Genomic DNA, 25,279 nt, shown 5'->3' with positions numbered 1-25,279 from the left:
TTATCTTTTCAGTTCATTATTTGATTCCGCTGTCGAAAAAATATAACGTCTCCCGAAATGCGAAAAATTTTTATAACCACATTTGCACTGCTGATTGCGTTTTGCAACGCCGGCGCTGATTCAGACCGGCTGCTGAATTCCCTGCGTCCGGCGGGCTATGTTAATGATTTTGCCGGCGTAATAAATTCCGGCGACCGCGCGGCAGTCACGCAGCTGCTTGGTGAGCTTGAGCAGAAAACCGGCGCACAGATTGCCGTGGTAACGCTGCCGACACTCAACGGCGGACAGATTGATGATTTCGCTGTGCGGCTTTATGAACGCTGGAGTATCGGGCAGAAAGGCAAAGATAACGGTATGCTGTTGCTCGCTGTGATAAACGACCGGAAGGTACATATCGAAGTCGGTTATGGTTTTGAAGGCGCACTGCCGGACGCCGCTGCCGGCCGGTTAATTGATCAAACTGTTCTGCCGGCATTCCGCGCCGGAGACCACAGCGCCGGAATGCGCGCCGGGGCGATGGCGATGGCACAGATCGCGGCGCAAGAATCCGGTGTTGAACTCACCGGCGCAATGCAAACGGCAGTGCAGGAAGAACCGCATCCGTTGTCTGGATGGTTCGGTTTACTGTTGGCTGTGGTTTTTATCTGGCTGGCGATTAAACACCCCTGGATGCTGCTGTTCCTGCTGAACAGCGGCGGCGGGCGCGGTGGATATCGCGGCGGCGGATTTGGCAGTGGCGGAGGATTCGGCGGTTTCGGCGGCGGTCGTTCCGGCGGCGGCGGCGCGTCGCGAGGATGGTAAAAAAGGCACAGAGGCAGCAGGTACAAAGGCACTAAGTTGTTAAATCGAAAATCGACAATCGGAGATCGGCAATGAAAAAGATAACACCGGAAGAATTTACGGCGGAAGTGCAGGCAGTGTGCGGCGGCAGTTTACAGTCGGCCGTTCTCTACGGCTCAGCGGCGGCCGGCGATCGCGCATCGAAAGGTTCCGATTATAATATTCTGCTTGTGATGAACGATCTTTCAGCACCGGTGCTGCGTGCGCTGTCAAAACCTGTTTCAAACTGGGAACGCGCCGGAAATCCGCCGCCGATGTTGTTTACACGCAAACGTCTGTTTGAAGCGGCGGATATTTTTCCGATTGAATTCCTCGACATGAAAGACGCGCGCCGGATTTTATTCGGCGATGATATCATTGCCGAAATGAACGTTGATCCGGCCAATCTGCGCCTGCAGGTTGAGCGTGAACTGCGTGTGGCGCTCATTCAGCTGCGCCGGAACTATCTTGCCGCCGCCGGCGGGAACCACCGCCGGCTGGCGGCGCTGATGACCGGATCGTTTTCAGGCATCATGTCCGTTTTTCACGCCGCACTCCGTTTATACGAAACGCCGGCGCCGCTGGAAAAAATTGCGGCACTCGAAAAACTGAACGCGCATGTGCCGTTGAAAATGGACGGTCTTAAAAAAATTCGCGAACTGAAAAACCGGACGGTGAAAATAAAAATGGTCGACGTTGAACGTTTATTCGAAGAGTATCTCAAATCAATTGAACTCCTCGTCGATGCGGTGGACAAGTTAGTGTAGGGCAGGTCCGCCCGCTTGCGGGGAGCAGGCATACTTTATGAAAGGAGAATTGTAATGCAGAAAAAATGGATTGTTATTGGAATTATTGCGCTGGTGATTGTGATGTTTTTCGGCTCGATGATCGGATCGAAAAACCGGTTTGTCTCAATGGACGAGGGGGTGACGGCACAGTGGGCCAATGTTGAAACCGTTCTGCAGCGCCGGTTTGATCTCATTCCGAACCTCGTGAACACCGTAAAAGGGTACGCGGCGCATGAAGAAAAACTGCTTACCGAAATCACCCGTCTGCGCAGTCAGTGGGCCGATGCCGGCACGCCGGACGAAAAAGTGCAGGCCGCTAATCAGATGCAGGGCGCGCTTGGACGCTTAATGCTCGTCGCGGAAAATTATCCGCAGTTGAAAGCCAATCAGAACTTTCTGGCGCTGCAGGATGAACTCGCCGGAACAGAAAACCGCATCGCAGTTGAGCGCCGGCGGTATAATGAATCGGTGCAGGTTTACAATTCTGCCATCCGGCGTTTCCCCGGATCGATCTGGGCCGGCATGTTCGGCTTTGAACGCCGCACGCCGTTCCAGTCCGCACCGGAAGCATCGGCTGTTCCGAATGTGCAGTTTTAAAAAGTAGAAGAGGCTTCCAGCCTCTGGCCGGCGGCAGGATGCCGCTTCCACTGTTGCAGGCGCGACCGGTTAAAAACCGTCGTGCCCGTTTATCTATTCTTCCAGTGTTTTTCGCGCGATGCCTTTTCGGCGGCGTCGGCTTCTTGTTTCATCCGTATAAAACTGCCATAACGCGCCGGAGAAATTTTTCCGGTCTCCACCGCTGCCATCACCGCGCAGCCTTTGGTATTCACGTGTGCGCAATCGCGGAATTTGCATTCGCATTCCAGTGCAATGATTTCATCGAACGTGTCATCAATTCCGGCGGCGCTGTCGAGATGACCGAGTTCACGCATGCCCGGCGTATCGATGACCAATGCGCCGTTATCCAGTGTAATCAGCTCGCGCCACGTTGTGGAGTGCACGCCTTTGCCGTCGCGCTCGCGCACCGGCAGCGTGAAGTATAAATCTTTTTCACCGAGCAGGCTGTTAATCAGCGATGTTTTTCCGGTGCCGGACGCACCGAGCAGGCAGTAGGTTTTACGCGGTTTGAAGAGCGACTGAACTTCTTTCAATCCCGCTCCGGTGGTGTTGCTGAATGCAAACACCGGCACCGACGGAATCCGCTTTTTCACTTCGTCCATGCGTGCACTCAGCTCTTTGGCGGTGAGCAGATCTTTTTTACTTAACAGAATCACCGGCGTAATGCCGCTGTTAAAAATGATCGAAAGATAACGCTCCAGTTTTCGCAGATTAAATCCTTTGTCGAGTGTGTGAACGACAAATACGGTGTCTATATTGGCGGCGAGCAGCTGCCACGCTGTACGTCTGCCGGGAACTTTGCGTTGCAGCACATTCTGCCGTTCAAGTACCGCATGGATCATCGCAAAATCCGGATGATCAAAATCCTTTACGCGCACCCAGTCGCCGACGGTCAGATAGTCACCGGCGCCGCGAGCTTCGCGCCGCAGTTTTCCGGTCGTCTTCGCCGGACGCGTGGTTTCGCCGTCGCAAATATCGCTCCAGCCTTTATGAATGGCTGTAACGCGCGCAATTTTCCAGCCGTCATTGCCGGATTGATTTTGGAAAAAAGTTGAAAAACCGAATTGTTCGAGCGCCGTCATATTCACAGTTTAATTTTTAACCGTAAAAAAATGCAAGGAACGCGCAGGGGCAGGGCGCGCAGTCCCTCGTGCGCCGCAGATGTGATCGAAAGATGTATTTATCGTTTTATGCATTGTTGCGGGGATCAACGTGAATCTAAAAACCGTTCAGTCAGTCCGGCGTATGCGTCAATCCGGCGGTCGCGCAAAAACGGCCACATGCGCCGGACAGTTTCACTGCGCGTCAGCTCCAGTTCAACTATCAGTTCCGTTTCGCTGTCCGTGCCGGCCTGCGCCAGAATTTCACCCTGACAGCCGGCGGCGAAGGACGAGCCCCAGAACTGCGCGCCGGAAGTTCCGGCAGGTGACGGTTCAAATCCGGTGCGGTTTACACTCAGCACCGGAATCCCGTTGGCGACGGCGTGCGCGCGCTGAATTGTAATCCATGCGTCGCGCTGGCGCGCCTGTTCTTCCGGCGTGTCGCCGGAATCCCAGCCGATGGCGGTGGGATAAATTAAAAGATCGGCGCCGGCGAGCGCCATCAGGCGCGCCGCTTCAGGATACCACTGATCCCAGCAGACGAGTACGCCGAGCTTTCCAACCGACGTTTGGATCGGCGTGAAGCCGAGATCGCCGGGCGTAAAATAAAATTTTTCATAATAGCCCGGATCGTCGGGGATATGCATTTTCCGGTATGTTCCGGCGATAGTTCCGTCGCGCTCCAGCACCGCTGCAGTGTTGTGGTAAAGCCCCGGCGCGCGCTTTTCAAAAAGGGAGGTGACAATAACAACATCGAGTTCTTTTGCCAGCGCGCCGAAAAATTCTGTCGACGGTCCCGGAATGGTTTCCGCCAGGTCAAAAACTTCCGGTGTTTCCGTCTGACAGAAATATAAACCGGTATGGAGCTCCTGCAGAACAATCAGTTCTGCACCGGCATCTGCGCACCGGCGGATCGCCGCCGCGCTCTTTTCAATCGTTGCATCGCGATCCGCCGAGCAGCTCTGCTGTATCAATCCGGCTGTCAATTTTTTATTCATGCCGTCACTATGGGCAAAAATCGCATCATTTCGCAATTTTATAGCGTTTAAAAGTGATATGCCGCTTAAAGCGTATTCAGAGAAACGATCGGCGTAAAAACCTACAAAAAAGAAAATCGGAGCTAAACCGGTACTCACGGTGTTATTTTTTTAGGCTTCTTTTCCTGCGCAGAGTGCGAAAAATTATTATAAGCGTAAACTGGAAACGGATTTGATATCCTGTTAAATTATAAATTGTTATGAAGATTTCAGAAATTGCAGAAAACGTCGCACAATTGATGAAGAGCCCGCCGGACCGGGATGAATTCATTTATAAATTTCTGCTGGCGTACGGTACACCGAAAGCAACGATTTCCCGTTTAAAATCCGGACAGTCAAATCTGGCGGATGAGCCCGGCGATGTTTTGCTGAAGAAAAAGGTGTGGTTCCGGTTGATAGAGTTAACCACAGAGAACACAGAGACGCAGAGAGAAGCCAGCCACGAATCACACGAAAACAATGCGAGTGAACTGCTGGCTATGATTGAGGAGATGAAATCCTCGAAAAAAGCGAAGACGAACGATCCGCGTTTTTTGATGGTGACGGATTTTAAGCGGTTGCTGGCGGTTGACCGGAAAACCGGCGATACGCTGGATATTCCCTTTAAAAAGCTAAAAGTACATTACGATTTTTTCCTGCCGCTGGCCGGGATGGAAAAAACAAAGTTGCCGAATGAAAATCCGGCGGACGTAAAAGCCGCCGAAAGAATGGCAAAGCTGTTTGATGCAATTAAACAGGATAATCCGGATTATCTGCGCCATGACGCGCATGCAATGAATGTTTTTCTTGCGCGGCTGCTGTTCTGTCTGTTTGCGGAAGACACCGGAATTTTTCCGGAGAATGCCGTTTCAAACGCGATTGCCTCGCACACGGCTGTAGACGGTTCCGATCTGGATTTGTTTTTTAAACTGTTGTTCGACTGGCTGGATACCTCTGATAAATGTCGAATATCGAACAGCGAATCTCGAATTTCGAAGAATGAAAAAACCACGGGAAACACGGGTGGGAAATTTTTGCGTTCCCTATGTTCTTTTGCGGTTGATTTTCAGAATCTTCCGTATGTGAACGGCGGACTGTTTAAGGATCATTATGACATTCCGGAGTTTTCTGCCAGATCGCGGAACATGATGATTGATGCCGGCAAACTGAACTGGTCGAAAATTAATCCCGATATTTTCGGCTCCATGTTTCAGGCCGTGATTGATCCGGAAGAGCGGCATAACCTGGGACAGCATTACACCAGCGTCACCAATATCATGAAAGTGATAGAGCCGCTTTTTCTGAATGATTTCCGGGAAGAACTGAAGCAGGCAAAAAACCTGAACCAGAAAAACGTGAGGGCAAAAGCTCTGCATAAACTGCACGACCGGATGGCAAACGTAAAAATTTTTGATCCCGCCTGCGGTTCCGGAAATTTTCTGATTATTGCCTATAAAGAACTGCGTAAACTGGAAATGGAACTGTTTGAAGCACTGAACGCCTTTCCGGTTTCGCGCATCACCGTTGACCAGTTTTACGGCATTGAAATTTCCGACTTTGCCTGCGAAACCGCTATGCTGTCGCTCTGGCTGGCGGAACACCAAATGAATCTGGAATATCAAAAACGGTTTAAACAATCACTCACTTCACTGCCGCTCAAAGAGGGCGCACACATTGTTTGCGGCAACGCCTGCCGCATCGACTGGGAAACCGTCTGCTCGAAAAATAAAGATGATGAGATTTATATTTTAGGTAATCCGCCGTATTTGGGGGCGCGTCAGCAGTCTAAAGATCAGAAAGTTGATATGGCCTCTGTTTTCGGCAAGATGCAGGGCGTCAACAGCCTTGATTATATTGCTTGTTGGTTTTGTAAGGCGGCTCAATACATTCGTGGAGTGAATGCGCAGTTTGCTTTTGTCTCCACAAATTCACTGACTCAGGGCGAACAGGTAGCTTTGCTTTGGCCAAATATTTTGAGAACCGACCTCGAAATCGGATTTGCCCATCATTCTTTTAAATGGACAAACAATGCAAAGGGTAGCGCCGGGGTTATTTGCGTTGTGGTTGGTGTGCGCAACATTTGCTCGAAAAAGAAGATCCTTTACAAAAAAGGCATTGCAGAAGCGGTGGAAAATATAAATGCCTATTTAGCAAATGCAGGCGATCTATATGTCACTAGCAGGCGAACCCCTGTTTCGAAATCCAACCTGATCAATTACGGCAGTTTTGCTTTGGATGACGGAAGATACACGCTAATGGAAGCAGAGAAAGACGAATTAATCTGCAACAATGAACAGATTCGGGAATACATCCGTCCGTTCATTGGAGCACGCGAACTGATACAGGGAATCAAACGGTATTGTCTGTGGCTAGAGGAAGCTGACGAGTCGATTTTAGAGATTCCAAGCATCAAATCGCGAATTGAATACGTTGAAAATTGGCGATTAAATAGCGCCCGTGAAGCAACGCGTAAGCTGGCATCAACGCCACATCTGTTTGCCGAAATTCGTCAGCCCAAAACGCCATATTTGGCATTTCCTACGGTGTCGTCTGAGCGTCGGCACTATATTCCGATTGATTTCTGTCAGCCAGAGATGATTGCTTCAAATCAAATTTATGTCGTTGCGAATGCGGAGACATATTTATTTGGGATTTTATCGTCCCGTATTCACATGACATGGGTGCAGGCGGTGGCTGGTCGGCTTAAGACTGATTACCGTTACTCAGCAGCGGTTTGCTACAACACTTTTCCAATCCCAGACTTAACTGAAGAGCAAAAACAGACAATTACACTACACGTCATGAATGTTTTAGATGAGCGGGAAAAACATTCTGAAAAGACGATGGCGCAGCTGTATAACCCGGATAAAATGCCCGCCGGACTCCGCGAAGCACATCATCAGCTCGACTTCGCCGTCGACCGCATCTATCGATCCAAGCCTTTCGCTTCCGATGAAGAACGCCTCGAACATTTATTTAAATTGTATGAGGAAATGACGGCTAAGGAGAGGTTGGTTTCGCGACCGAATGAAAGGATGTTAATATGAAAGCATTTGATCCGAAAGATTACATTCGTGGACTTCAGCAAATACTAATTAATGACAAAAAGAGGATTGGTTTTCTTTTTGGTGCGGGTATTTCCATTGGAGCAGGAATTCCTGCAATAGATGGTCTTACGAAAAAAGTCATTGATAGTATGTCTGGGGAACCAAAATTTCAGGATGCCGTGGAGAGTATTAAATCCGAAATAGGTGCCGATAAATACAATGTCGAATCATTGTTATCCAATGTATCTCAAAAGAAGCAGATAATTGGCCGCGGGAATCTAAATGGATTGAATATTTCGGAATTTACTGATTTAGAAACAAAGATTAAGCAAGGAATAATCAATGAGATTTCTATCCATACTAATGCTTGTTTTTCTGCTTCTAATTTAGCTCATACTATATTTGCTCGGTGGATTGCTTCAACGAATAGAAAATACCCAATCGAAGTGTTTACGACGAATAATGATGTTTTACTGGAACTTGCTATGGAAGAAGTCTCACTGCCTTTTTATGATGGTTTTTCTGGGAGCTATGAATCCTTTTTTGATGAAGCATCAGTTGAAAATATGAAATTTCTTCCCCAGTGGACGAAGTTATGGAAAATTCATGGCTCTCTTGGTTGGAAAGAAATTGATAGAGGTAAAAAGATAATTCGCAAAAACGAAGGAAATAACATCAATGCTGAAAATACGCTGATTTATCCGTCGGTATTGAAGTACGAAGAATCCCGAAAGCTTCCTTATGCTAGTTTAATGGACCGGTTAAAAAATTTCATCAGACAGGATGACACTATTTTATTTACCTGTGGTTATTCTTTTGGTGATGAGCATATTAACAATGTGATACTAAATGCTCTTAAAGAGAGCTCTTCATCTCATGTCATAGCTTTCTTATATGACAAAACGGGGACAAAACCCCACACCTATTCTCTTTCTGGGAACCATCATGTTGTTAAATTAGCACAGTCTAGCAATAGGGTTTCGATCTATGCATGCCGTAACGCTGTGATTGGTTGTCGTTACGGAAAATGGAAGCTGATGGCTGAGCCCGATAAGCAAGATACAATAGATATTAATCATTATTATGATGAGGATGCTCCCGTTCTTGATACTATGGGGGAGCAGCCGGAAAGGATCACGCCATGGTCAGGAGAAGGTGAGTTGATGCTACCTGACTTTTCTAAGTTAGTGGAATTTTTGCAGTACATGATCCCGGAAACCTCTATTGGAAAATACAAAAATGAATGATAACCGGCGGCAATCAAAGATTGGGGATGTTGAAAGCGTTAGCGGAAATACTATTAGTGTTAAGCTTTCTGATAATATTCAATCAACTTTGCCTGTAATTGACGGGATCGTTTACCGAGTCGGACAGGTTGGATCATTTTTGAAAATTCAACTAGGGTACGCCAATTTGTTTGGCATTGTTACTGAAATGGGGGCAACTGCTGTTCCAGACTATGTTCGAGAAATGGAACGAGATGGAGGTATGCCTGTTCATAATAATCGATGGATGAAATTGCTATTGGTTGGGGAACAAGTTGGCAAGAAGTTTGAGCGCGGAATTACACAATTTCCCACATCTGGAGATTCTGTTCATATTGTTACCATTGATGATTTGGAGGTTATATACGGTGATGTTGGGAATTCTGATGCATTATCCATAGGGAATATCAGCGTATCAGAAAGTTTGGATGCTAAAATCGATTTGGGAAAATTGCTGACAAGACACTGTGCTATTGTAGGCTCTACGGGGGCAGGAAAGTCCAATGCGGTATCAATAATTATCGAACGAATTGCCCAGAAAGTGGAGTTCCGAAGTTCGCGTATACTGTTGATTGATCCACATGGGGAATATAATGAGGCATTAAAAACGTACAGCAAGGTCTTTAAGATAAACGCCGAAGAGGGTCTGGCGGATGAACTTTATGTGCCTTTTTGGGCATTATCTTTTGATGAGTTGATTTCTTCTTTTGAATCTCATTTGAGCGATTCTCAGCGGGAGTATGTTCGGGACGCAGTGCTTAAGCGAAAAATTCAATCTGCCCAAAATATGGAGTTGGATATTACTGCTGAGCGGATCAGCGAAGATAGTCCAATTCCATTCAGTCTGAAAAAGCTGTGGTTTGACTTGGATGACTTTGAGCGGCAAACGTTTCAAGTGCGAGGTGATTTTAGTTCTTTGTTGCCAGTCGAAATTGCTGGTGATGCGAGCAATTTAATCTCAAATAAATATCCAATTCCTTCAACAACGAACACTTCTCCATATTTAAATACACGGGCGCAATCGTTATTGAAATTCCTTGACGGAGTGAGAAATAAGCTGCTTAACCAGCAGTACAACTTTTTATATAATCCTCAATCTCTGTCTCCGAATGAGGCTGGGGTCATTCCTGACGGCAAAGACCTGGACGATCTTTTTGTTGAGTGGTTTGCCCACGATCATCCTGTCACTATCCTTGATCTCTCAGAAGTGCCCAGTGAAATAAAAACATCTGTGTCAGGAACTATTTTAAAAATTATCTATGATGCTTTGTTTTGGGGGCAAAACCTTCCTGTTGGAGGAAAGCAACAGCCATTGTTAGCGGTGCTTGAGGAGGCGCACAGTTATTTGAAAGCTGGCGAGGATTCAATTTCTTCACGTATCGTTCAAAAGATTGCTAAGGAAGGCCGGAAGTATGGGTGCGGTCTTTTGCTTGTGACTCAACGCCCGTCAGAATTGGATGAAACAGTTTTAAGCCAATGTGGGAGCTTGATAGCGCTTAGGATGACGAATTCCAAGGATCGGGGACACGTATCGGCAGCGGTACAAGATGAGTTGCAAAGCATTATTGATTTACTTCCAAGTCTCCGGATAGGAGAGGCATTAATAACTGGAGAAGCTGTAAAAATCCCATCTCGTGTAAAGTTTCATAAAATTGCTCATGCTCCGAAGAGTGAGGATCCCGATGTCGTCAAACAGTGGAAAAAGGAACGCCCTCAAAACGGTGAATACAAGGAGCTAGTGTCGAAGTGGAGAAATCAAAAATTAAATTAATAAGGAGACTAATATGAACTGTCCGGAAATGAAACCAGTAGCGAGTTCGAATGTAGAGAGTATTGGTTACAATGAAAGCACTCAGGAGCTATATGTGCGCTTTCTAAATAATAGCTTATATGTGTACAAGAATGTTCCGAAGATAGAGTTTGCGGGGTTGGAAAATGCTCCTTCAATCGGAAGTTATATTCACCGTAACTTAAAGAATGTTTATGCATGCGAGCGTGTCGCGTAGAGGTGCGAAAATGATTCCTTTTTTCAGGGACGCGTGACGGTGATAGCGGTCGGTGGGTAAGTTGAATGTTCACGGGGGCGAGATTATGGAAAACGGAAAAATCAAATGTCCGAATTGTGGATATGAATTTGAGATTTCGGATGTATTGGCGGGGCAGATACGAGAGCAGTTGAAGACGGAACTCTCGAAAGAAGTGCTGGAGCGGGAAACGGCGTTACAAAAGCGGTTAGACGTTTTTAAGTCGGAAAAGGATGCCTTGGAGCTGCAACGTTCTCAGCTTGAAGATGAGGTCAAAAAACAACTGACAGAAAAACTGGCGGATGCTGAAGCGAAATTTGCAAAAAAACTGGAAAATAAATACAGCGCCCATGTCAAAGAGTTGGAGATTTCTTTGGCTGAGCAGAATGAATCCCTGAAAGCTTTTAAACAGAAAGAAATGGACTTGCGTAAAAAACAGCGTGAGCTGGAGCAGGCTAAAGAAGATATGGAGCTTGAGATTCAGCGTAAACTGGATGAAGAGATCGAAAAGCAGTTGTCTCAAAAACTGGCAGAGGCGGAGTCTAAAGCTGTAAAAAAAACCGAGGGCAGATACAATGAGCAATTAAAAGAACTTGAAAATTCGCTGGCAGAACAGAGTGAGGCTCTAAAAACATTTAAGCAGCAGGAAGTCGAATTTCGTAAAAAGCAGCGTGAGTTGGAACAGGCCAAAGAAAATGCGGAGCTTGAGATTCAACGTAAGTTGGATGAACAGCGGGAAATCATTCGTAAGGATGCGGAGTCAAAAGCGTCGGAACAGCATCGCTTGAAAGAGTTGGAGCAGGCCAAGATCATCAATGATTTGCGTAGCAATCTTGAAGATATGAAACGCAAAGCGGAACAAGGTTCTATGGAAACTCAAGGCGAGGTCTTGGAGCTCGATTTTGAAGAACAGCTGAAATCTTTCTTTCCGCACGATGAAATTTCTCCGGTGCCAAAGGGAATTCGCGGTGCGGATTTGATTCAAACTGTAAAAACTCCATTCGGACAGGAGTGTGGAATTTTATTGTGGGAAATGAAGAATACCAAAGCGTGGAGCGGGCAGTGGATACCTAAGCTCAAGGATGATATGATTGAAACGCGGTCAGCGATTGCAATCCTCGTTTCCGTTTCTCTGCCGGAAAATATTGCCCGGTTTGGACAGGTTGACGGAGTTTGGGTGTCTGATCCGCTATCGGCGATTCCACTTGCCGCAGCTCTTCGGCAGCAACTTCTTGTTTTGGAGCGGGAACGGCAGGTGTCGGTCGGGAAAAATGAAAAGATGGAGATGCTGTATCAATATCTTGCCGGCACTGAATTCAAACAAAAAATTGAGGGTATTGTAGAAGCCTTTACAGGAATGCAGGAACAGGTTAATCGCGACCGCCGGGCAATGGAAAAACAATGGAAAGAACGTGAAAAACAAATAGAACGTATTATCAAGAATACCGTTGGTCTCTATGGCGATATGCAAGGAATCATAGGTGGTCAGATTCCTGAAATTCCGGCATTAGAACTTAACACGGAAAAACAATTGCTGGAACATGACGATTTAGACGCTGAATGCTAAAACCTGTCTATTGAATTTTTAAAGCATTGAAATGACAAAACCAAAAACCAGATTAAACCTGCCGATTTCGCTGGATGATGTGCTGGGCGGCGGTGCGGTGGAATGGGAGCGGCTGGAGTTTAAACGGGGCTGGAATCCGGAGGCTGTGCTGCACTCAATTTGTTCGTTTGCAAATGATTTTCATAATCTCGGCGGCGGTTACATTATCATTGGCGTTGCGGAAGAAGACGGTCGTCCGGTTCTGCCGCCTGCCGGAATATCGGCAGATAAACTTGATGCGATTCAAAAGGAACTTTTGAATCTTGGGTATTCGGCGATTCAGCCGATGTATCATCCGCTTTCTGCGCCGTATACTATTGACGGACGGTGGATTCTGGTGATCTGGGTGCCGGGCGGCGAAACGCGTCCGTATAAAGCGAACGTCAGTTTATCGAAAGAAAACCGTGAATGGGCGTATTATATTCGCAAGCAGTCGAGTACGGTTCGCGCAAAAGGTGCAGATGAGCAGGAGCTGATCGGACTTGCGGCGACGGTGCCGTTTGATGACCGGTATAATCAGCGGGCGTCACTGGATGATCTGTCGTCGAAGTTGATTGAAAGGTTTTTGCGGGATGTTGGCAGTGAGCTGGCAGATGAAGTTGCGTCGCTTCCGCCGGAAGTTGTCGGGCGGCAGATGAATATTGTCGGCGGTCCGGTGGAATCGGTTTTTCCGAAAAATGCCGGGCTACTGTTTTTTAATGATGATCCGCGCCGGTTTTTTCCGGCGACACAGATTGATGTGGTCTGGTTTCCGGACGGTGCAGGCGGTGACCGGTTTGACGAAAAGACGTTTTCCGGGCCGCTGGCACAAATGACACGCGAAGCGCTGGATTATATTCAGCGCAATTATTTGAAAGAAACGGTGATTAAGCATTCTGACCGGGCGGAAGCGGAACGGGTCTGGAATTTTCCGTATGCAGCGGTTGAGGAAGCACTGGTGAATGCGGTTTATCATCGGTCGTATGAAATCCGCGAACCGGTGGAAGTGCGGATTTCTCCGCGCGAGTTGATGATTTTGAGTTTCCCCGGCCCGGATCGGTCGATTCGCATGGATGATTTGCGTGCCGGGCGTGCGGTGAGCCGTCGTTACAGAAACCGGCGGATTGGTGAATTTCTGAAAGAGCTGGACTTGACAGAAGGACGTTCCACCGGCATTCCGAAAATTTTACGGGAAATGGCGGCGAACGGTTCGCCGGTTCCTGAATTTGACAGTGATGACGACCGCACATCATACCTGGTAAAACTTCCGGTGCATCCGCTGGCGGATATTGCAGAAACCGGATTGGATGGTCGGCCACCGACCCAGTCACCGACCCAGTCACCGACCCAGTCAAGGGCTCAGTCAGAAAATTCAATAATCCGGCTCCTCTCTGTTCTGCAAAAAGGCGATTTGTCTCCAAAAGAATTGAGGATCAAGCTTGGATTAAGTCATCGGGCTACTTTTCGGGAAAATTATTTGCGCCCTGCAATTGATAGTAGTCTTATCGAATTGACAATCCCCGACAAACCGACCAGTCGCTTGCAGAAATACCGGCTGACGGAAAAGGGACGGAATTTGCTGGAGAATTTATAAATGCCGGAATTTAAAGAGAACAATAAATCTGAAATTTTGATTTACCGGAATCCGGGTGGAGATGTCCGGCTGGATGTGCGGCTGGAGGATGAAACGGTCTGGCTGACGCAGGATCACATGGCGCAGCTTTTTGGAAAGAGTAAAAAGACCATTTCCGAACATATCCGCAATATTTTTACTGAAGGGGAACTGAATGAAAAAGTGGTTGTCCGGAATTTCCGGATGACCACTCGTCACGGCGCAATAGAAGGCAAAACACAGAGTAAGGATGTTAATTTTTATAATTTAGACGTGATTATCTCGGTGGGTTACCGGGTGAAATCACAGCAGGGAACGCAGTTCCGGATATGGGCGACGCAGCGGCTGAAAGAGTACATCGTGAAAGGGTTTGTTCTGAATGACGAGCGGTTCAAAACCGGGCAGTCGATGAATTATTTCACGGAATTGCAGGAACGCATTCGCGAAATCCGTCTTTCAGAGCGGTTTTTTTATCAGAAAATCAAGGACATCTACACAACGAGCATTGATTATGATCCGCGGGATGAAAAGACGCTTTTGTTTTTTAAGACGGTGCAGAATAAACTGCTGTGGGCGATCAGCGAGCAGACTGCGGCGGAACTGATATTCCGGCGGGCGGATGCAGCACTGCCGTTAATGGGCATGCAGTCGTTTGATAAAAAAACTCCGGTGTCTGTTCGTAAAAGTGATGTGAGCGTGGCGAAGAATTATCTGAATGAAAGCGAGATAAAACTGCTCGGACTGCTGGTTGAACAGTATCTGGCTTTTGCAGAAGCCATGGCGCAGCAGCAGACGCCGATGTATATGCAGGACTGGATTGAGCGACTGAATGTGATTATTCAGCTGAATGGACGGGAACTGTTGACTCATGCCGGAAAAATCAGCCATGAAGCGGCTATGGATAAATCAGCAGTGGAATACGGGAAATATAAGGAGCAGTTGCGGCTGTTTCAGCATGACGAGAATCTTCGGGAACTGGAACAGGATTTGAATGCGTTGACGCATCCTGAACAGGGAAAATAAAATGCCGGATTTGGTGAAAGTGCATTATGGGCAGACGGGGCGCAGTACGAATACGGATGCGCTGGGGATGCGGGAAATGCAGGCGCGGGCGTTTGCCGCGCGTGATGCGCAGTATCTGCTGGTGAAAGCGCCGCCGGCATCCGGCAAGTCGCGCGCGTTGATGTTTCTGGCGCTGGATAAGATGCTGCATCAGGGTGTGTCTAAAACAGTTGTTGCAGTGCCGGAGCGTTCGATCGGGGCGTCGTTCGCGTCGACGAAGCTGACGGAGCACGGTTTTTTTGCCGACTGGGATGTGGAGCCGAAACGTGATTTGTGTTCTCCGGGGGGCGAACAGGGAAAGGTGAAACAGTTTCAGGATTTTTTGCAGAGCGATGACCGGATTCTGGTTTGTACGCACGCGACGCTGCGGTTTGCGTTTCAGTCTTTGGAAACGGCGGCATTCAATAATGTGCTGCTGGCGATTGATGAGTTTCACCATGTGTCGGCTGATACGGCAAATCAGCTGGGTGAAGTGATTCGGGATGTCCTGCGTAATTCGTCGGCGCATGTGATTGCGATGACCGGTTCATATTTTCGCGGGGACAGTGTTCCGGTGCTGCTGCCGGAGGATGAAGCGAAGTTTACGCATGTAGTGTATAATTATTACGAGCAGCTGAACGGATACCGGCATTTAAAGTCGCTGGGCATCGGGTATCATTTTTATCAGGGAAAATATACGTCGGCGATTCCAGAGATTCTTGACACAGATAAAAAAACGATCCTGCATATTCCAAATGTAAATTCCGGCGAGTCGACCAAACAGAAGCATGCGGAAGTAGATTTTATTCTTGATTCTATCGGTGACGTTGTCGAGGTCGATTCCGGCACCGGCATTATTACAGTTCAGCGGCGCGGTGACGGGAGACTGCTGAAAGTTGCCGATCTGGTTTGGGATGAGCCGCGAGAGCGCGATAAGGTGATTTCGTATCTGCGGAATATTAAGCGTCCTGAAGATGTGGATTTGATTATTGCGCTGGGAATGGCAAAAGAAGGGTTCGACTGGGTATTCTGTGAACATGCGCTGACGGTCGGGTATCGCGGCTCGTTAACTGAAGTGGTGCAGATTATCGGGCGCTGTACGCGCGACAGTGAAAATAAAACCCATGCACAGTTTACGAATCTGATTGCCCAGCCGGATGCCGCCGATGAGCTGGTGACGGTTTCGGTGAATAATATGCTGAAAGCGATTACCTGTTCGCTGCTGATGGAACAGGTGCTGGCGCCGGGTTTTAAATTCAGAACAAAGCAGTCCAATGATGATATTACTGCTCCGGATGAATTAAGAATCCGCGGATTTAAGGAGCCGAGTTCAAAACGGGTGAAGGATATTATCGAATCGGATTTGAATGATTTAAAGGCGGTGATTCTGCAGGACAGTACAATGCAGAAAGCGCTGCCGGGAAATATTGATCCCGAAGTGATGAATAAAATTCTGATTCCAAAAATTATCCGCACAAAATATCCCGACCTGACGGATGCGGAATGTGAAGAAGTCCGGCAGTATGTGGTGGTCGATTCCGTCATGAAAAATGCGACGGTGGAGCAGTCCGGCGACAGGCGCTTTATTCGCATGGCGAATCAGTTTGTGAATATTGATGACCTCCATATTGATCTGATCGATCGCATCAATCCGTTCCAGAAAGCATTTGAGATTCTGTCAAAATCGGTCAATCCGTCAGTTTTAAAAGTAATCATGGAGTGCATCGAGTCGACCCGCAGTCAGGTGACAGAGGATGAAGCGGTTTTAATGTGGCCGAAAATTAAACAGTTTGTTCAAACTGCCGGACGCGAACCGTCTTTGACGGCGATTGATCCGCTGGAAAAGCGTATGGCGGAAGTTCTGGCGTTTATCCGGCACCAGCGCCGGAAACAGGGAGTCTAGAGAATGGATGCCGGGAAACTGCGCGCGCTGATTGAAGATGATGATCTCGGCTTACTGGACATTAAGCCGGAATCGTCAAACAGGTTGTCCGAAGATGAGCGGCTGACAGAATCTTTTTATGAAATTACAGAATTCCGGCGGCAGCATGGCAGAGCGCCGAAAAATGATATTTCCAATGTGCAGGAATACCGTCTGGCGGCGCGGCTGCAGTCATTAAAAAATGATTCTGAAAAAATTAAAGCACTGATTGATCTGGATGAATTCGGATTGCTGACATCTGAAAAACTGCCGGAAAACATCACGGAGATTTTTGATGACGATGATTTAAATTTGCTGAATGAAAATCCGGCAGACAGTATTTTTTCTTTGCGCCATATTCCACAGGACATTGCGATGCCGGATTATATTGCGCAACGAAAACCGTGCCGGGACTTCAGCCGGTTTGAGCCGCTCTTTAAACAGTGTCAGGCGGAACTGAAAACAGGGAGACGCACGCTGCTCCCATTTTCGATTGAGCGGCAGATTCAGAAAGGGCATTTTTTTGTTCTGAGCGGAATTCTCACTTTTGTTGCGGATGTCGGTGAAAAAGAAAAAACCGGCGGAAAGGTAAATGCGCGCCTGCGCTGTATCTTCGAAAATGGAACAGAATCCGATCTGCTCCTCCGGTCACTGGCCCGCGCTCTGTACAAAAACGGACGGCGGGTTACTGAGCATCAAGACCGGTTAATGGACGATTTAAACAATATAACCGAGGAAGATGGACAGACAGGATTTATCTATATTCTGCGCTCTTTGAGTGCGGATCCGCAAATAACTTCGATAGAACATCTGTATAAAATCGGATTCAGCACCGTTCCGGTGGATGAGCGTGTTAAGAATGCGAAAGATGATCCGACATTTTTAATGGCGCCGGTTCATATTGTGGAAACATTCGAATGCTATAATTTAAATCCGCAGAAGCTGGAACTGCTGCTGCACCGGTTTTTCGGAAAAGTATGCCTGAACGCAGATGTGTTTGATGCTGTCGGAATCCGTTATACGCCGCGTGAATGGTTTTCTGTTCCGCTGCCGGTTATCGAAGAAGCGATTGAGTTGATTATTTCAGGCAAAATCATTGATTTCACTTATGACGAAGAAACAAAGCTGATTCGCCGGAAATAACGCGTCGATTCTGAAAGTTCACCTTAAAAACATGATCGTGTAAACCGGCAGGACGATTATGAAACGACTGGCCGGGGTGATATGTCAGGCGATAGTTTACCGTTTATTCCCACTCAATCGTGGCCGGCGGCTTGGATGAAATGTCGTAAACGACGCGGTTGACGCCTTTGACTTCGTTGATGATGCGGTTGGAAATACGATCCATCACATCATACGGAAGTTTGTACCAGTCGGCGGTCATGCCGTCGATACTCTGCACGGCGCGCACGGCGACGACGTGTTCGTAGGTGCGGCTGTCGCCCATAACACCGACGGTTTGAATCGGGAGCAGGATGGCGAAGTATTGCCAAACGTCGAGATGATTCGGCATTTTCAGAATTTCTTCGCGAACGCGCAAATCGGCAAGCTGGATGAGCTCAACGCGTTCTTTGGTGATGTCGCTGAGAATGCGCACCGCGAGTCCGGGGCCGGGGAAGGGCTGGCGGTCGACAACATAATCGGGCAGTCCGAGTTCGCGTCCGACGGCGCGCACTTCGTCTTTGAAGAGTTCGCGCAGCGGTTCGATCAGATCAAACTGCAGATCGTCCGGCAGCCCGCCGACGTTATGATGACTCTTGATGGCGACGGACGGTCCGCCAGCCGGCGAAATACTTTCAATGACGTCCGGATATACGGTTCCCTGCGCGAGATATTTAACTTTGCCGACTGCGCGCGCTTTTTCGGCGAAGATATCGATAAATGTTTTGCCGATAATTTTACGCTTCTGTTCCGGGTCGGTAACGCCGGCGAGTTTGGCGAGGAAAATATCTTCAGCATGCGCGGTGTGGAGGTCGATGCCGAACGCATCGCCGAAAAGCTTTTCAACCTCTTCGGCCTCTTTGTAGCGCATCAGTCCGGTGTCGACGAATACGCAGTGGAGCTGTTTGCCGATGGCTTTGTGCAGCAGCGCCGCAACGACCGAAGAGTCGACGCCGCCGGAAAGTCCGAGCAGTACGTGTTCGCCGCCGACTTTTTCGCGGATGGCATTCACGCTCTCTTCAATAAATTTACTCATTTCCCAGTCACCGGCGCAACCGCAGATTTTCAGTGCAAAATTGCTGAGCATTTTTGCACCCTGCGGGGTGTGCACCACTTCGGGGTGAAACTGAACGCCGTAGATTTTTTTCGCCGGATCCTGCATGGCGGCCAGCGGACAGCTGTCACTTTTTGCCACGGTTTCAAAACCGTCCGGCAGCGTTTCAACTTTATCGCCATGGCTCATCCACACCTGTAGCTGCCTGTCGAGTCCATCGAACAGCGGCGAATCTTTTACGACATCCATCATGGCTTTGCCGTATTCGCGTTTCAGTCCCGGCTTCACTGTGCCGCCGAGAGTGTGCGCCGTCAGCTGCATGCCGTAGCAAATGCCGAGCACCGGAACCCCAAGATCAAATAGCGCCGGATCGCACTTCGGGGAATTCGCATCCGGTACGCTCGCCGGACCGCCGGAAAGAATAATGCCTTGCGGCGCGCGTTTCGCAATTTCCGCCGCCGGAGTATCGAACCGGAGAATTTCGCAATACACTTTCTGTTCGCGGATGCGCCGCGCAATCAGCTGCGTCACCTGTGAGCCGTAATCCAGAACTGCAATCCATTCACTGTGCTTCATGACTTCCTCTGCGCGTTAACATCAAACATTTAAATTCCTGCAATATTCGCAAACCGTCTGCGCACCAGCAAACTTTTTCCGGCGCTGGACAGAATTTTTTTGACGCAGAGATAAAACGAACGCTTCATTGAAGTGCAAAATGTGGCGCGGACATTCCTGTCTGCGCAAAAATACGGGCAGACAGGAATGTCTGCCCCACCTGTTTTTACAAAAAAATTAAAAAAGAAAATAGAGGGGCGCTGGTCTCGACGACCGCGTACAGCGAGGCCGCTGTCTTTCCACAAATCCGGTCATCAAAACCTCTTCGCATTCTTTCGCGTCCCTCTGTTAAAACCATTTTAGTGCCTTCTTGTGTTTTTTGTGGCCAAACTCTCCAGATTAAAAATCCTGTCATCCTGTCAAAAAATATTCCCGGTCGTGCTGAATTTCCCGCGCAAAGCCGCAAAGTTGCCGGAGGAGAACCATCTTAAAATCTCAGTTTTGATGTGCCGGAAGTTAATGGCAGGGCGGACAGTCCCCTGGCTGCAGCGAATTTTGGACTATTACCGGCGCGCAAGGGACTGCGCGCCCTACCTTATTTTTACAAAATGAAAACACCGGCCGGGCGCGCAGGTTCCCTGCGCGCTGGAATGTTAACTGCAGATTCTGAATGGATGTTGAAAAGCTCTGCGGCTCTGCGTGGAAATTTCTGTACACAAAAATGCGCAAAAAAGATCGCCTCTGCACCGGAATTCCGCAGACTTGACGGCGGGCAGCGCGACACATACACTATGCACTTATTTTTTAAGAGGGAAAGATTTCTTCAGGAGCAGAAGTATGGACAAAAATAATGTGACACCCAAGGCTTCGCCGCGCGAAGTGCTGTTTTTTGAACTGGAATATATTGCGACAACTGGACGCGCAGCGCTGTTTGATGCGGTGAAAAAAGCGCTGGCGGGCAGGGTGGATGTAACGCCGGTTTCTTTCGGACGCACCGGCGCCGCCGGCCGGCCGGCAGCGCTGATTCCGGAACTGCTGAAAGCGGCCGGCAAAGAGGCCGCCGGAACGGAGGAATTGATTGCAGCGGCGGAAGAGGCTATGGCGCAGTTTTTTGCTGAAAAGGCGGAACTGAATAAGGCGCTTCCGCCACTGATTAAAGAAGCGCAGTCTAAAAATATTCAGGTCGTGGCGATGTCGGCGTGGCCGGAGGAAGCGGCGGAAACATTAATGAAGCGCCTCGGGCTGGATGAAATGGGCGTCGAGCTGGAAGCATTTGATGTGACAGACGGTGCATTTCCGCGCGCGGATCACTGGCTGCGCATGCTGAAAGTCCGTAATCAGGAGACACTGCCGGCGATTGCGGCGGTAAGCTCGCAGACCGCCTGCAAGGGCGCATTGACGGCGGCGGCGACCTGTATTGCCGTGCCGGACGAGTATACGAATTTTGAAGATTTTTCCGGCGCAAAATTTATTCTTGAATCGCTCGGCGATGTTCCGGCGAAAGAGATTATAGCGCTGGTTACGCGCCGGTAACAGTTATCAATGTTCAATTTTCAATATTTAATGTTCATTGATCACTGTTCTCTGGATATCAGGAATTGAACATTGAGCATTAACTCCACCAATCCAGTTGAACGTCTGCTGAACATTATGCGCCGGCTGCGCGCGCCGGACGGCTGTCCGTGGGATCGTGAACAGACGATTGAATCGCTGCGCTCAAATTTGGTTGAAGAAACATACGAAACAATTGACGCGATGGATTCCGGCGACCGGAGTCTGCTGTGTGAGGAGCTCGGCGATCTGCTGCTGCAGATTGTTTTTCAGGCGCAAATCTGCGACGAAGAGGGTGCATTCAACTTTAATGACGTCGTTACAGGCATCGGCGATAAACTCGTCCGGCGCCATCCGCATGTTTTCGGTACTGTACAGGCGGATACATCCGGCGAAGTGCTGAAAAACTGGGAAGTGATTAAAAAAACCGAAAAAGGCGGTGATACACCGCGATCGCTTGTCGCCGGCATTCCGCGCCACCTGCCGGCGCTGATGAAAGCGGCGCTGGCGCAGAAGCGCGTAGCGCGCGCCGGTTTTGAGTGGGACGGTGTTGCCGACGTGGCCGCCAAGCTCGAAGAGGAGCTGGCGGAAGTGAAAGCGGCGCTGGCTGCCGGGAATCCGGCAGCGCTCAAAGAAGAGCTTGGCGATTTAATTTTTTCTGCCGTCAATCTGGTGCGTTACCTCGGGTTCGATGCCGAAGAGGTGCTCAACGAAAACATTGCAAAATTTATGCGCCGGTTTCAGGCGCTCGAAGCCCGGTTGAATGCCGCCGGAAAAAAACCGGAAGAGTGTGCGCCGGCAGAACTGGACGCCGTCTGGAATGCTGTTAAAGAGTCAGAGAAAAGTTGAGATTGTGGTTGTAGGGACAAGCGGTTTTTATCATATAATTTACGGATGTTTGCAACCCCTCCAGAGAGGAAGAAAATCCTGATTGTGGATGACCACGCGTTTATTCGCAAGGGACTGCGTGATTACGTTGAGCAGGAACCTGAATTTGTCGTTTGCGGCGAATCAGAAAGCCGTGCTCATGCTGTCGAACTTTGTGCCCGGCTGTCGCCGGACCTGGTTCTGGTTGATCTTTCTCTCGGAAAAGACTCCGGTCTTGATCTTGTTAAAGACATCTCAGCGCGCTTTCCCGGCATCAAGACACTGGTTCTTTCAATGCAGGACGAAATGCTCTATGCGGAACGCGTGCTCCGTGCCGGTGCGAGCGGGTACGTTGGTAAAGACGCGCCGCCGGCAAAACTGATTGATGCCTTTCGCGAGATTTTCAATGGCGGTGTGTACGCCAGTGAATCCGTGAAGCAGAAAATCATGAAAAACTTTCACCGGCGTGTCTCATGTTACTCCAACCCGGTAGAAAAACTGAGCGACCGCGAACTGGACGTATTCGAACGCATTGGGCACGGTCAGAATACTGCAGAAATTGCCGGCGCAATGGGACTGAGTATAAAAACAATTGAAACCTACCGCGCACGTATCAAAGTCAAACTGGGACTTTCTAACGGGACTGAGCTTGTCCAGCGCGCTGTTCAGCGGGTGATGGACCAGCGCAACTAGAACGATTTCGTTTTCATTGGCCGCACCGGAATCGCGGTTAATGCCCGCCGCGCGTGCAATCATGAATACAATAAATTAAGCGGCAGAGATAATTTTCTATTTTTTAAATCAGCTGCATTTCAGACAACCATAAAACTGACGGCATGTTCCCAACCGAAGTCGAGCTGTTTAAGCTGGAGTGTAATTTCCATTGTTGCCGGACCGGCGGGCAGAGTCTGCCGCCGGTGTTTAAGCGCTTTGCGCCAAAGCGCCATGACGATATCCTGTGCGGCTTTGGCATGATCATCGTTTCCGCCGCGAATTTTTGTTTCTCCGGCCTGCAGCCGTGCGGCGAGCCGTTGTGCGCCGGTGCGTTCCGGCGGAATCTGATCCATAAACGCCGCGCCGTAATCCAGCAGCAGTTCGAATAATAAGCGGCAGTCAGGATGAGAGAAAAAATCCGGCGGCAGATGATCGGCAACCACTGTAAATGCAGCGTCATAATGAAATATTAAAATTTCCAGCAGCGCTGTTTCGTTGTCCGGATAATGTTCCGGCGCGGGCAGGGCGCTGCCGGCCGTTTCCGCTGCAGGGCGCCGCAATGTTTGTTTTTTATGCGCGAGGTCGCGGCGCAGCGCCGCCGGCGAAAGATTCAGCCGTTCCGATGCTGTCTGCACCATGCGATCGCGCTGAACGGCGCCGGGCGCCCGGGCGATTAATGCCTGTACGGCGCGCGCGGTGCGCATGAGTCCGGCTTCGTTGTTCAGGTTTTCCTGCGCGCTCATTACGTTAATCAGAAAATCAATCGCCGGAACGGCAGCATGAATGTGTGCCATAAAAACATCGGCACCCTGATTGCGAATCAGCGAATCAGGATCTTCACCGGCGGGCAGTGATGCCACACGCACACTGAGTTCTTCGGCGATGAATGCTTCGGATGAACGCAGCGCTGCTTTTTGTCCGGCGCTGTCGGCATCAAGCATTAAAATGACTTCGTCAGCATAGCGCCGGATCATACGCGCATGGTCGGATGTGAGTGCGGTTCCCTGCGAGGCAACGGTGTTATTCATTCCGGCCTCGTGACAGCGGATGGCGTCGAGCTGACCTTCAACCACAATCGCAGTACGTTTGTCGACCATCGCGCGCCGCGCTTTGTCGATGGCGAACAGCACGCGGCTTTTATGAAACAGCGGTGTTTCGGGGCTGTTGACGTATTTACCCCCTTTTTCATCCGGATTGACGGCGCGGCCGCTGAAGCCGATTACGCGTCCGGTCTCGTCGCGGACGGGAAACATGAGGCGGTTGCGGAAACGGTCGTAAAAACTTCCGGCGTGTTTGCCGGACTGAATCATCAGTCCTGCCTGTTCCATGAGTTCAAATGGAATTTTTTTCTGCGCCGCCCATTTTTCAAGTGCATCGAAACGGTCCGGCGCAAAGCCGATTTGAAAATCTTCGGCGATCTGACCGGTTAACCGGCGCGCGGCAAGATAGTCGCGGCCGGCGGCACCTTCAGGATGGTCGGTTAAAATTTTTCGATAGAGCTGTGCGACGCTTTCATGAATTTGAAAAAGTTTACGGCGATTCGCACCGGTTTCATCGCTGCTCTCTGCCACAGTGAGTTCAACTCCAACGCGATCAGCGAGCATGCGCAGCGCCGTCATAAAATCGACCTTTTCATATTCCTGGATGAAGCGGATCACATCGCCGCCGGCGCCGCAGCCGAAGCAGTGGTAAATCTGCCGGTCGGGACTCACCGTGAACGACGGCGTTTTTTCTTTATGAAACGGACAGTTGACTTTGAAGCGCGTACCGGCGCTGCGCAACGGCAGATAGGACCCGATGACTTCGGCAATATCGTTGCGCGCGCGGATTTCTTCAATCAGTTCTCTGGGGACCATTGTCATTGTTGATTGTCGATTGCTGATTGGCGGACGCCGGAGTATTTCCCGGCGGTGTGTTTGTTTGCGTGAGGCCGGCAGCTTCATCTGTATTTTTCCGGCGATAAAATTCCAGCGGCAGCGGAAAATCACCGCAGCCGGTTTCCGGCATTGTGACGGTTTCTTTGAGCCACGGCGTGATGGTATTTTCAACCCAGCAGCCGATTACCGATTTATCGACGACAGCTTCCTGCACCGCCGGAATCTGCACGAGCGTCAGTGCCGCAATAATAACTAATCCGAAAACCGCGCCGCGCGCTGCGCCGACGATTCCGCCGAGAAATTTTTCACCGAGAAAATCAAGGAACGGACAAAGCAGTGCGCGCAGGCACAGCCAGATCAGAATGTATACGACAAGCGCAGCACTCAGCATCATGACCGGCACGGCGATGTGAATATGTTCCAGCGCAACAAATGTACAGTGGCAGGCAGCGAATTCTGTGATTGGCGCGTAGAAAAAGCAGAAACCGGCAATCAATGCCGCAAACGTAAGGATATGCGCCAGTTCACGGCACAGCCCGCGCCGCAATCCGTTCAGAAAAAACAGCAGCACCAGCACCGCCAGGGCGATATCGACCCACAAAAAACCATCCGTCAGAGACATGCCGCATTTATAACACGCACCGGCGTAAAATTGGAATCATAA

Annotated in this window: 19 protein-coding genes; 14 read left to right on the top strand and 5 right to left on the bottom strand. The window is 49.4% G+C overall.

The window, feature by feature from the left end; all coding sequences use genetic code 11:
• Positions 1-57: 57 nt before the first annotated feature.
• From WC959_04175 to WC959_04165, 3 genes are all read left to right on the top strand, one after another.
• Positions 58-801 carry a TPM domain-containing protein gene (locus tag WC959_04175; protein MFA5688329.1) on the top strand — a complete coding sequence of 248 codons (744 nt, stop codon included), beginning with the start codon at positions 58-60 and terminating at the stop codon, positions 799-801.
• A gap of 71 nt (positions 802-872) precedes the next feature.
• Positions 873-1,586 carry a hypothetical protein gene (locus WC959_04170; GenBank protein ID MFA5688328.1) on the top strand — a complete coding sequence of 238 codons (714 nt, stop codon included), beginning with the start codon at positions 873-875 and terminating at the stop codon, positions 1,584-1,586.
• Between the two features lie 54 nt (positions 1,587-1,640).
• Positions 1,641-2,204, top strand: a complete 564-nt coding sequence (locus WC959_04165) for a LemA family protein (GenBank protein MFA5688327.1) — start codon at positions 1,641-1,643, stop codon at positions 2,202-2,204.
• A gap of 89 nt (positions 2,205-2,293) precedes the next feature.
• Here the strand turns inward: WC959_04165 and rsgA are convergent, their stop codons facing one another.
• Positions 2,294-3,307: a ribosome small subunit-dependent GTPase A gene (gene rsgA / locus WC959_04160; GenBank protein MFA5688326.1), complete on the bottom strand. Its 1,014-nt coding sequence runs from the start codon at positions 3,305-3,307 to the stop codon at positions 2,294-2,296.
• A 125-nt stretch (positions 3,308-3,432) separates the two neighbouring features.
• Positions 3,433-4,323, bottom strand: a complete 891-nt coding sequence (locus WC959_04155) for a carbon-nitrogen hydrolase (GenBank protein ID MFA5688325.1) — start codon at positions 4,321-4,323, stop codon at positions 3,433-3,435.
• 239 nt (positions 4,324-4,562) lie between these two features.
• On the opposite strand from WC959_04155, the gene WC959_04150 reads away from it, so the two are divergent.
• From WC959_04150 to WC959_04115, 8 genes are all read left to right on the top strand, one after another.
• Positions 4,563-7,388, top strand: a complete 2,826-nt coding sequence (locus tag WC959_04150; GenBank protein MFA5688324.1) for a DNA methyltransferase — start codon at positions 4,563-4,565, stop codon at positions 7,386-7,388.
• Positions 7,385-8,635, top strand: coding sequence for an SIR2 family protein (locus WC959_04145; GenBank protein MFA5688323.1), 1,251 nt, complete (start codon positions 7,385-7,387; stop codon positions 8,633-8,635). The genes WC959_04150 and WC959_04145 overlap by 4 nt, the downstream gene beginning before the upstream one ends.
• Positions 8,613-10,424: an ATP-binding protein gene (locus tag WC959_04140; protein ID MFA5688322.1), complete on the top strand. Its 1,812-nt coding sequence runs from the start codon at positions 8,613-8,615 to the stop codon at positions 10,422-10,424. Before WC959_04145 ends, WC959_04140 begins: the two co-directional genes overlap by 23 nt.
• A gap of 320 nt (positions 10,425-10,744) precedes the next feature.
• Positions 10,745-12,244 (top strand): DUF2130 domain-containing protein, encoded by a 1,500-nt coding sequence (locus WC959_04135; GenBank protein MFA5688321.1) that lies wholly within the window; start codon positions 10,745-10,747, stop codon positions 12,242-12,244.
• A 31-nt stretch (positions 12,245-12,275) separates the two neighbouring features.
• Positions 12,276-13,856: an RNA-binding domain-containing protein gene (locus WC959_04130; protein ID MFA5688320.1), complete on the top strand. Its 1,581-nt coding sequence runs from the start codon at positions 12,276-12,278 to the stop codon at positions 13,854-13,856.
• Entirely contained in the window at positions 13,857-14,897 is a 1,041-nt protein-coding gene (locus WC959_04125) for a virulence RhuM family protein (GenBank protein MFA5688319.1), read from the top strand.
• A gap of 1 nt (position 14,898) precedes the next feature.
• Entirely contained in the window at positions 14,899-16,818 is a 1,920-nt protein-coding gene (locus WC959_04120) for a DEAD/DEAH box helicase (protein ID MFA5688318.1), read from the top strand.
• Between the two features lie 3 nt (positions 16,819-16,821).
• Entirely contained in the window at positions 16,822-17,979 is a 1,158-nt protein-coding gene (locus WC959_04115) for a GIY-YIG nuclease family protein (protein MFA5688317.1), read from the top strand.
• 103 nt (positions 17,980-18,082) lie between these two features.
• On the opposite strand, the gene guaA is transcribed toward WC959_04115, so the two are convergent.
• Positions 18,083-19,627, bottom strand: coding sequence for a glutamine-hydrolyzing GMP synthase (guaA, locus tag WC959_04110; protein ID MFA5688316.1), 1,545 nt, complete (start codon positions 19,625-19,627; stop codon positions 18,083-18,085).
• An 816-nt stretch (positions 19,628-20,443) separates the two neighbouring features.
• Here guaA and WC959_04105 point away from each other — a divergent pair.
• The 3 genes from WC959_04105 (at position 20,444) to WC959_04095 (ending at position 22,717) form a co-directional block, all read left to right on the top strand.
• Positions 20,444-21,139, top strand: a complete 696-nt coding sequence (locus tag WC959_04105) for a hypothetical protein (protein ID MFA5688315.1) — start codon at positions 20,444-20,446, stop codon at positions 21,137-21,139.
• A gap of 72 nt (positions 21,140-21,211) precedes the next feature.
• Positions 21,212-22,006, top strand: a complete 795-nt coding sequence (mazG, locus tag WC959_04100; protein ID MFA5688314.1) for a nucleoside triphosphate pyrophosphohydrolase — start codon at positions 21,212-21,214, stop codon at positions 22,004-22,006.
• Between the two features lie 84 nt (positions 22,007-22,090).
• The gene (locus WC959_04095) at positions 22,091-22,717 is read left to right on the top strand and encodes a response regulator transcription factor (GenBank protein MFA5688313.1); all 627 of its coding nucleotides are present in this window, start codon (positions 22,091-22,093) and stop codon (positions 22,715-22,717) included.
• Between the two features lie 119 nt (positions 22,718-22,836).
• On the opposite strand, the gene dnaG is transcribed toward WC959_04095, so the two are convergent.
• Positions 22,837-24,600: a DNA primase gene (gene dnaG, locus WC959_04090; protein ID MFA5688312.1), complete on the bottom strand. Its 1,764-nt coding sequence runs from the start codon at positions 24,598-24,600 to the stop codon at positions 22,837-22,839.
• The gene (locus WC959_04085; GenBank protein ID MFA5688311.1) at positions 24,572-25,237 is read right to left on the bottom strand and encodes a CvpA family protein; all 666 of its coding nucleotides are present in this window, start codon (positions 25,235-25,237) and stop codon (positions 24,572-24,574) included. The genes dnaG and WC959_04085 overlap by 29 nt, the downstream gene beginning before the upstream one ends.
• Positions 25,238-25,279: the final 42 nt, after the last annotated feature.

Source organism: Kiritimatiellales bacterium (genome assembly GCA_041656295.1).
Lineage (GTDB): Bacteria > Verrucomicrobiota > Kiritimatiellia > Kiritimatiellales > Tichowtungiaceae > Tichowtungia.
Note: the sequence above shows the minus strand (reverse complement) of the source record. Positions and strands in the feature narration are given on the sequence as shown.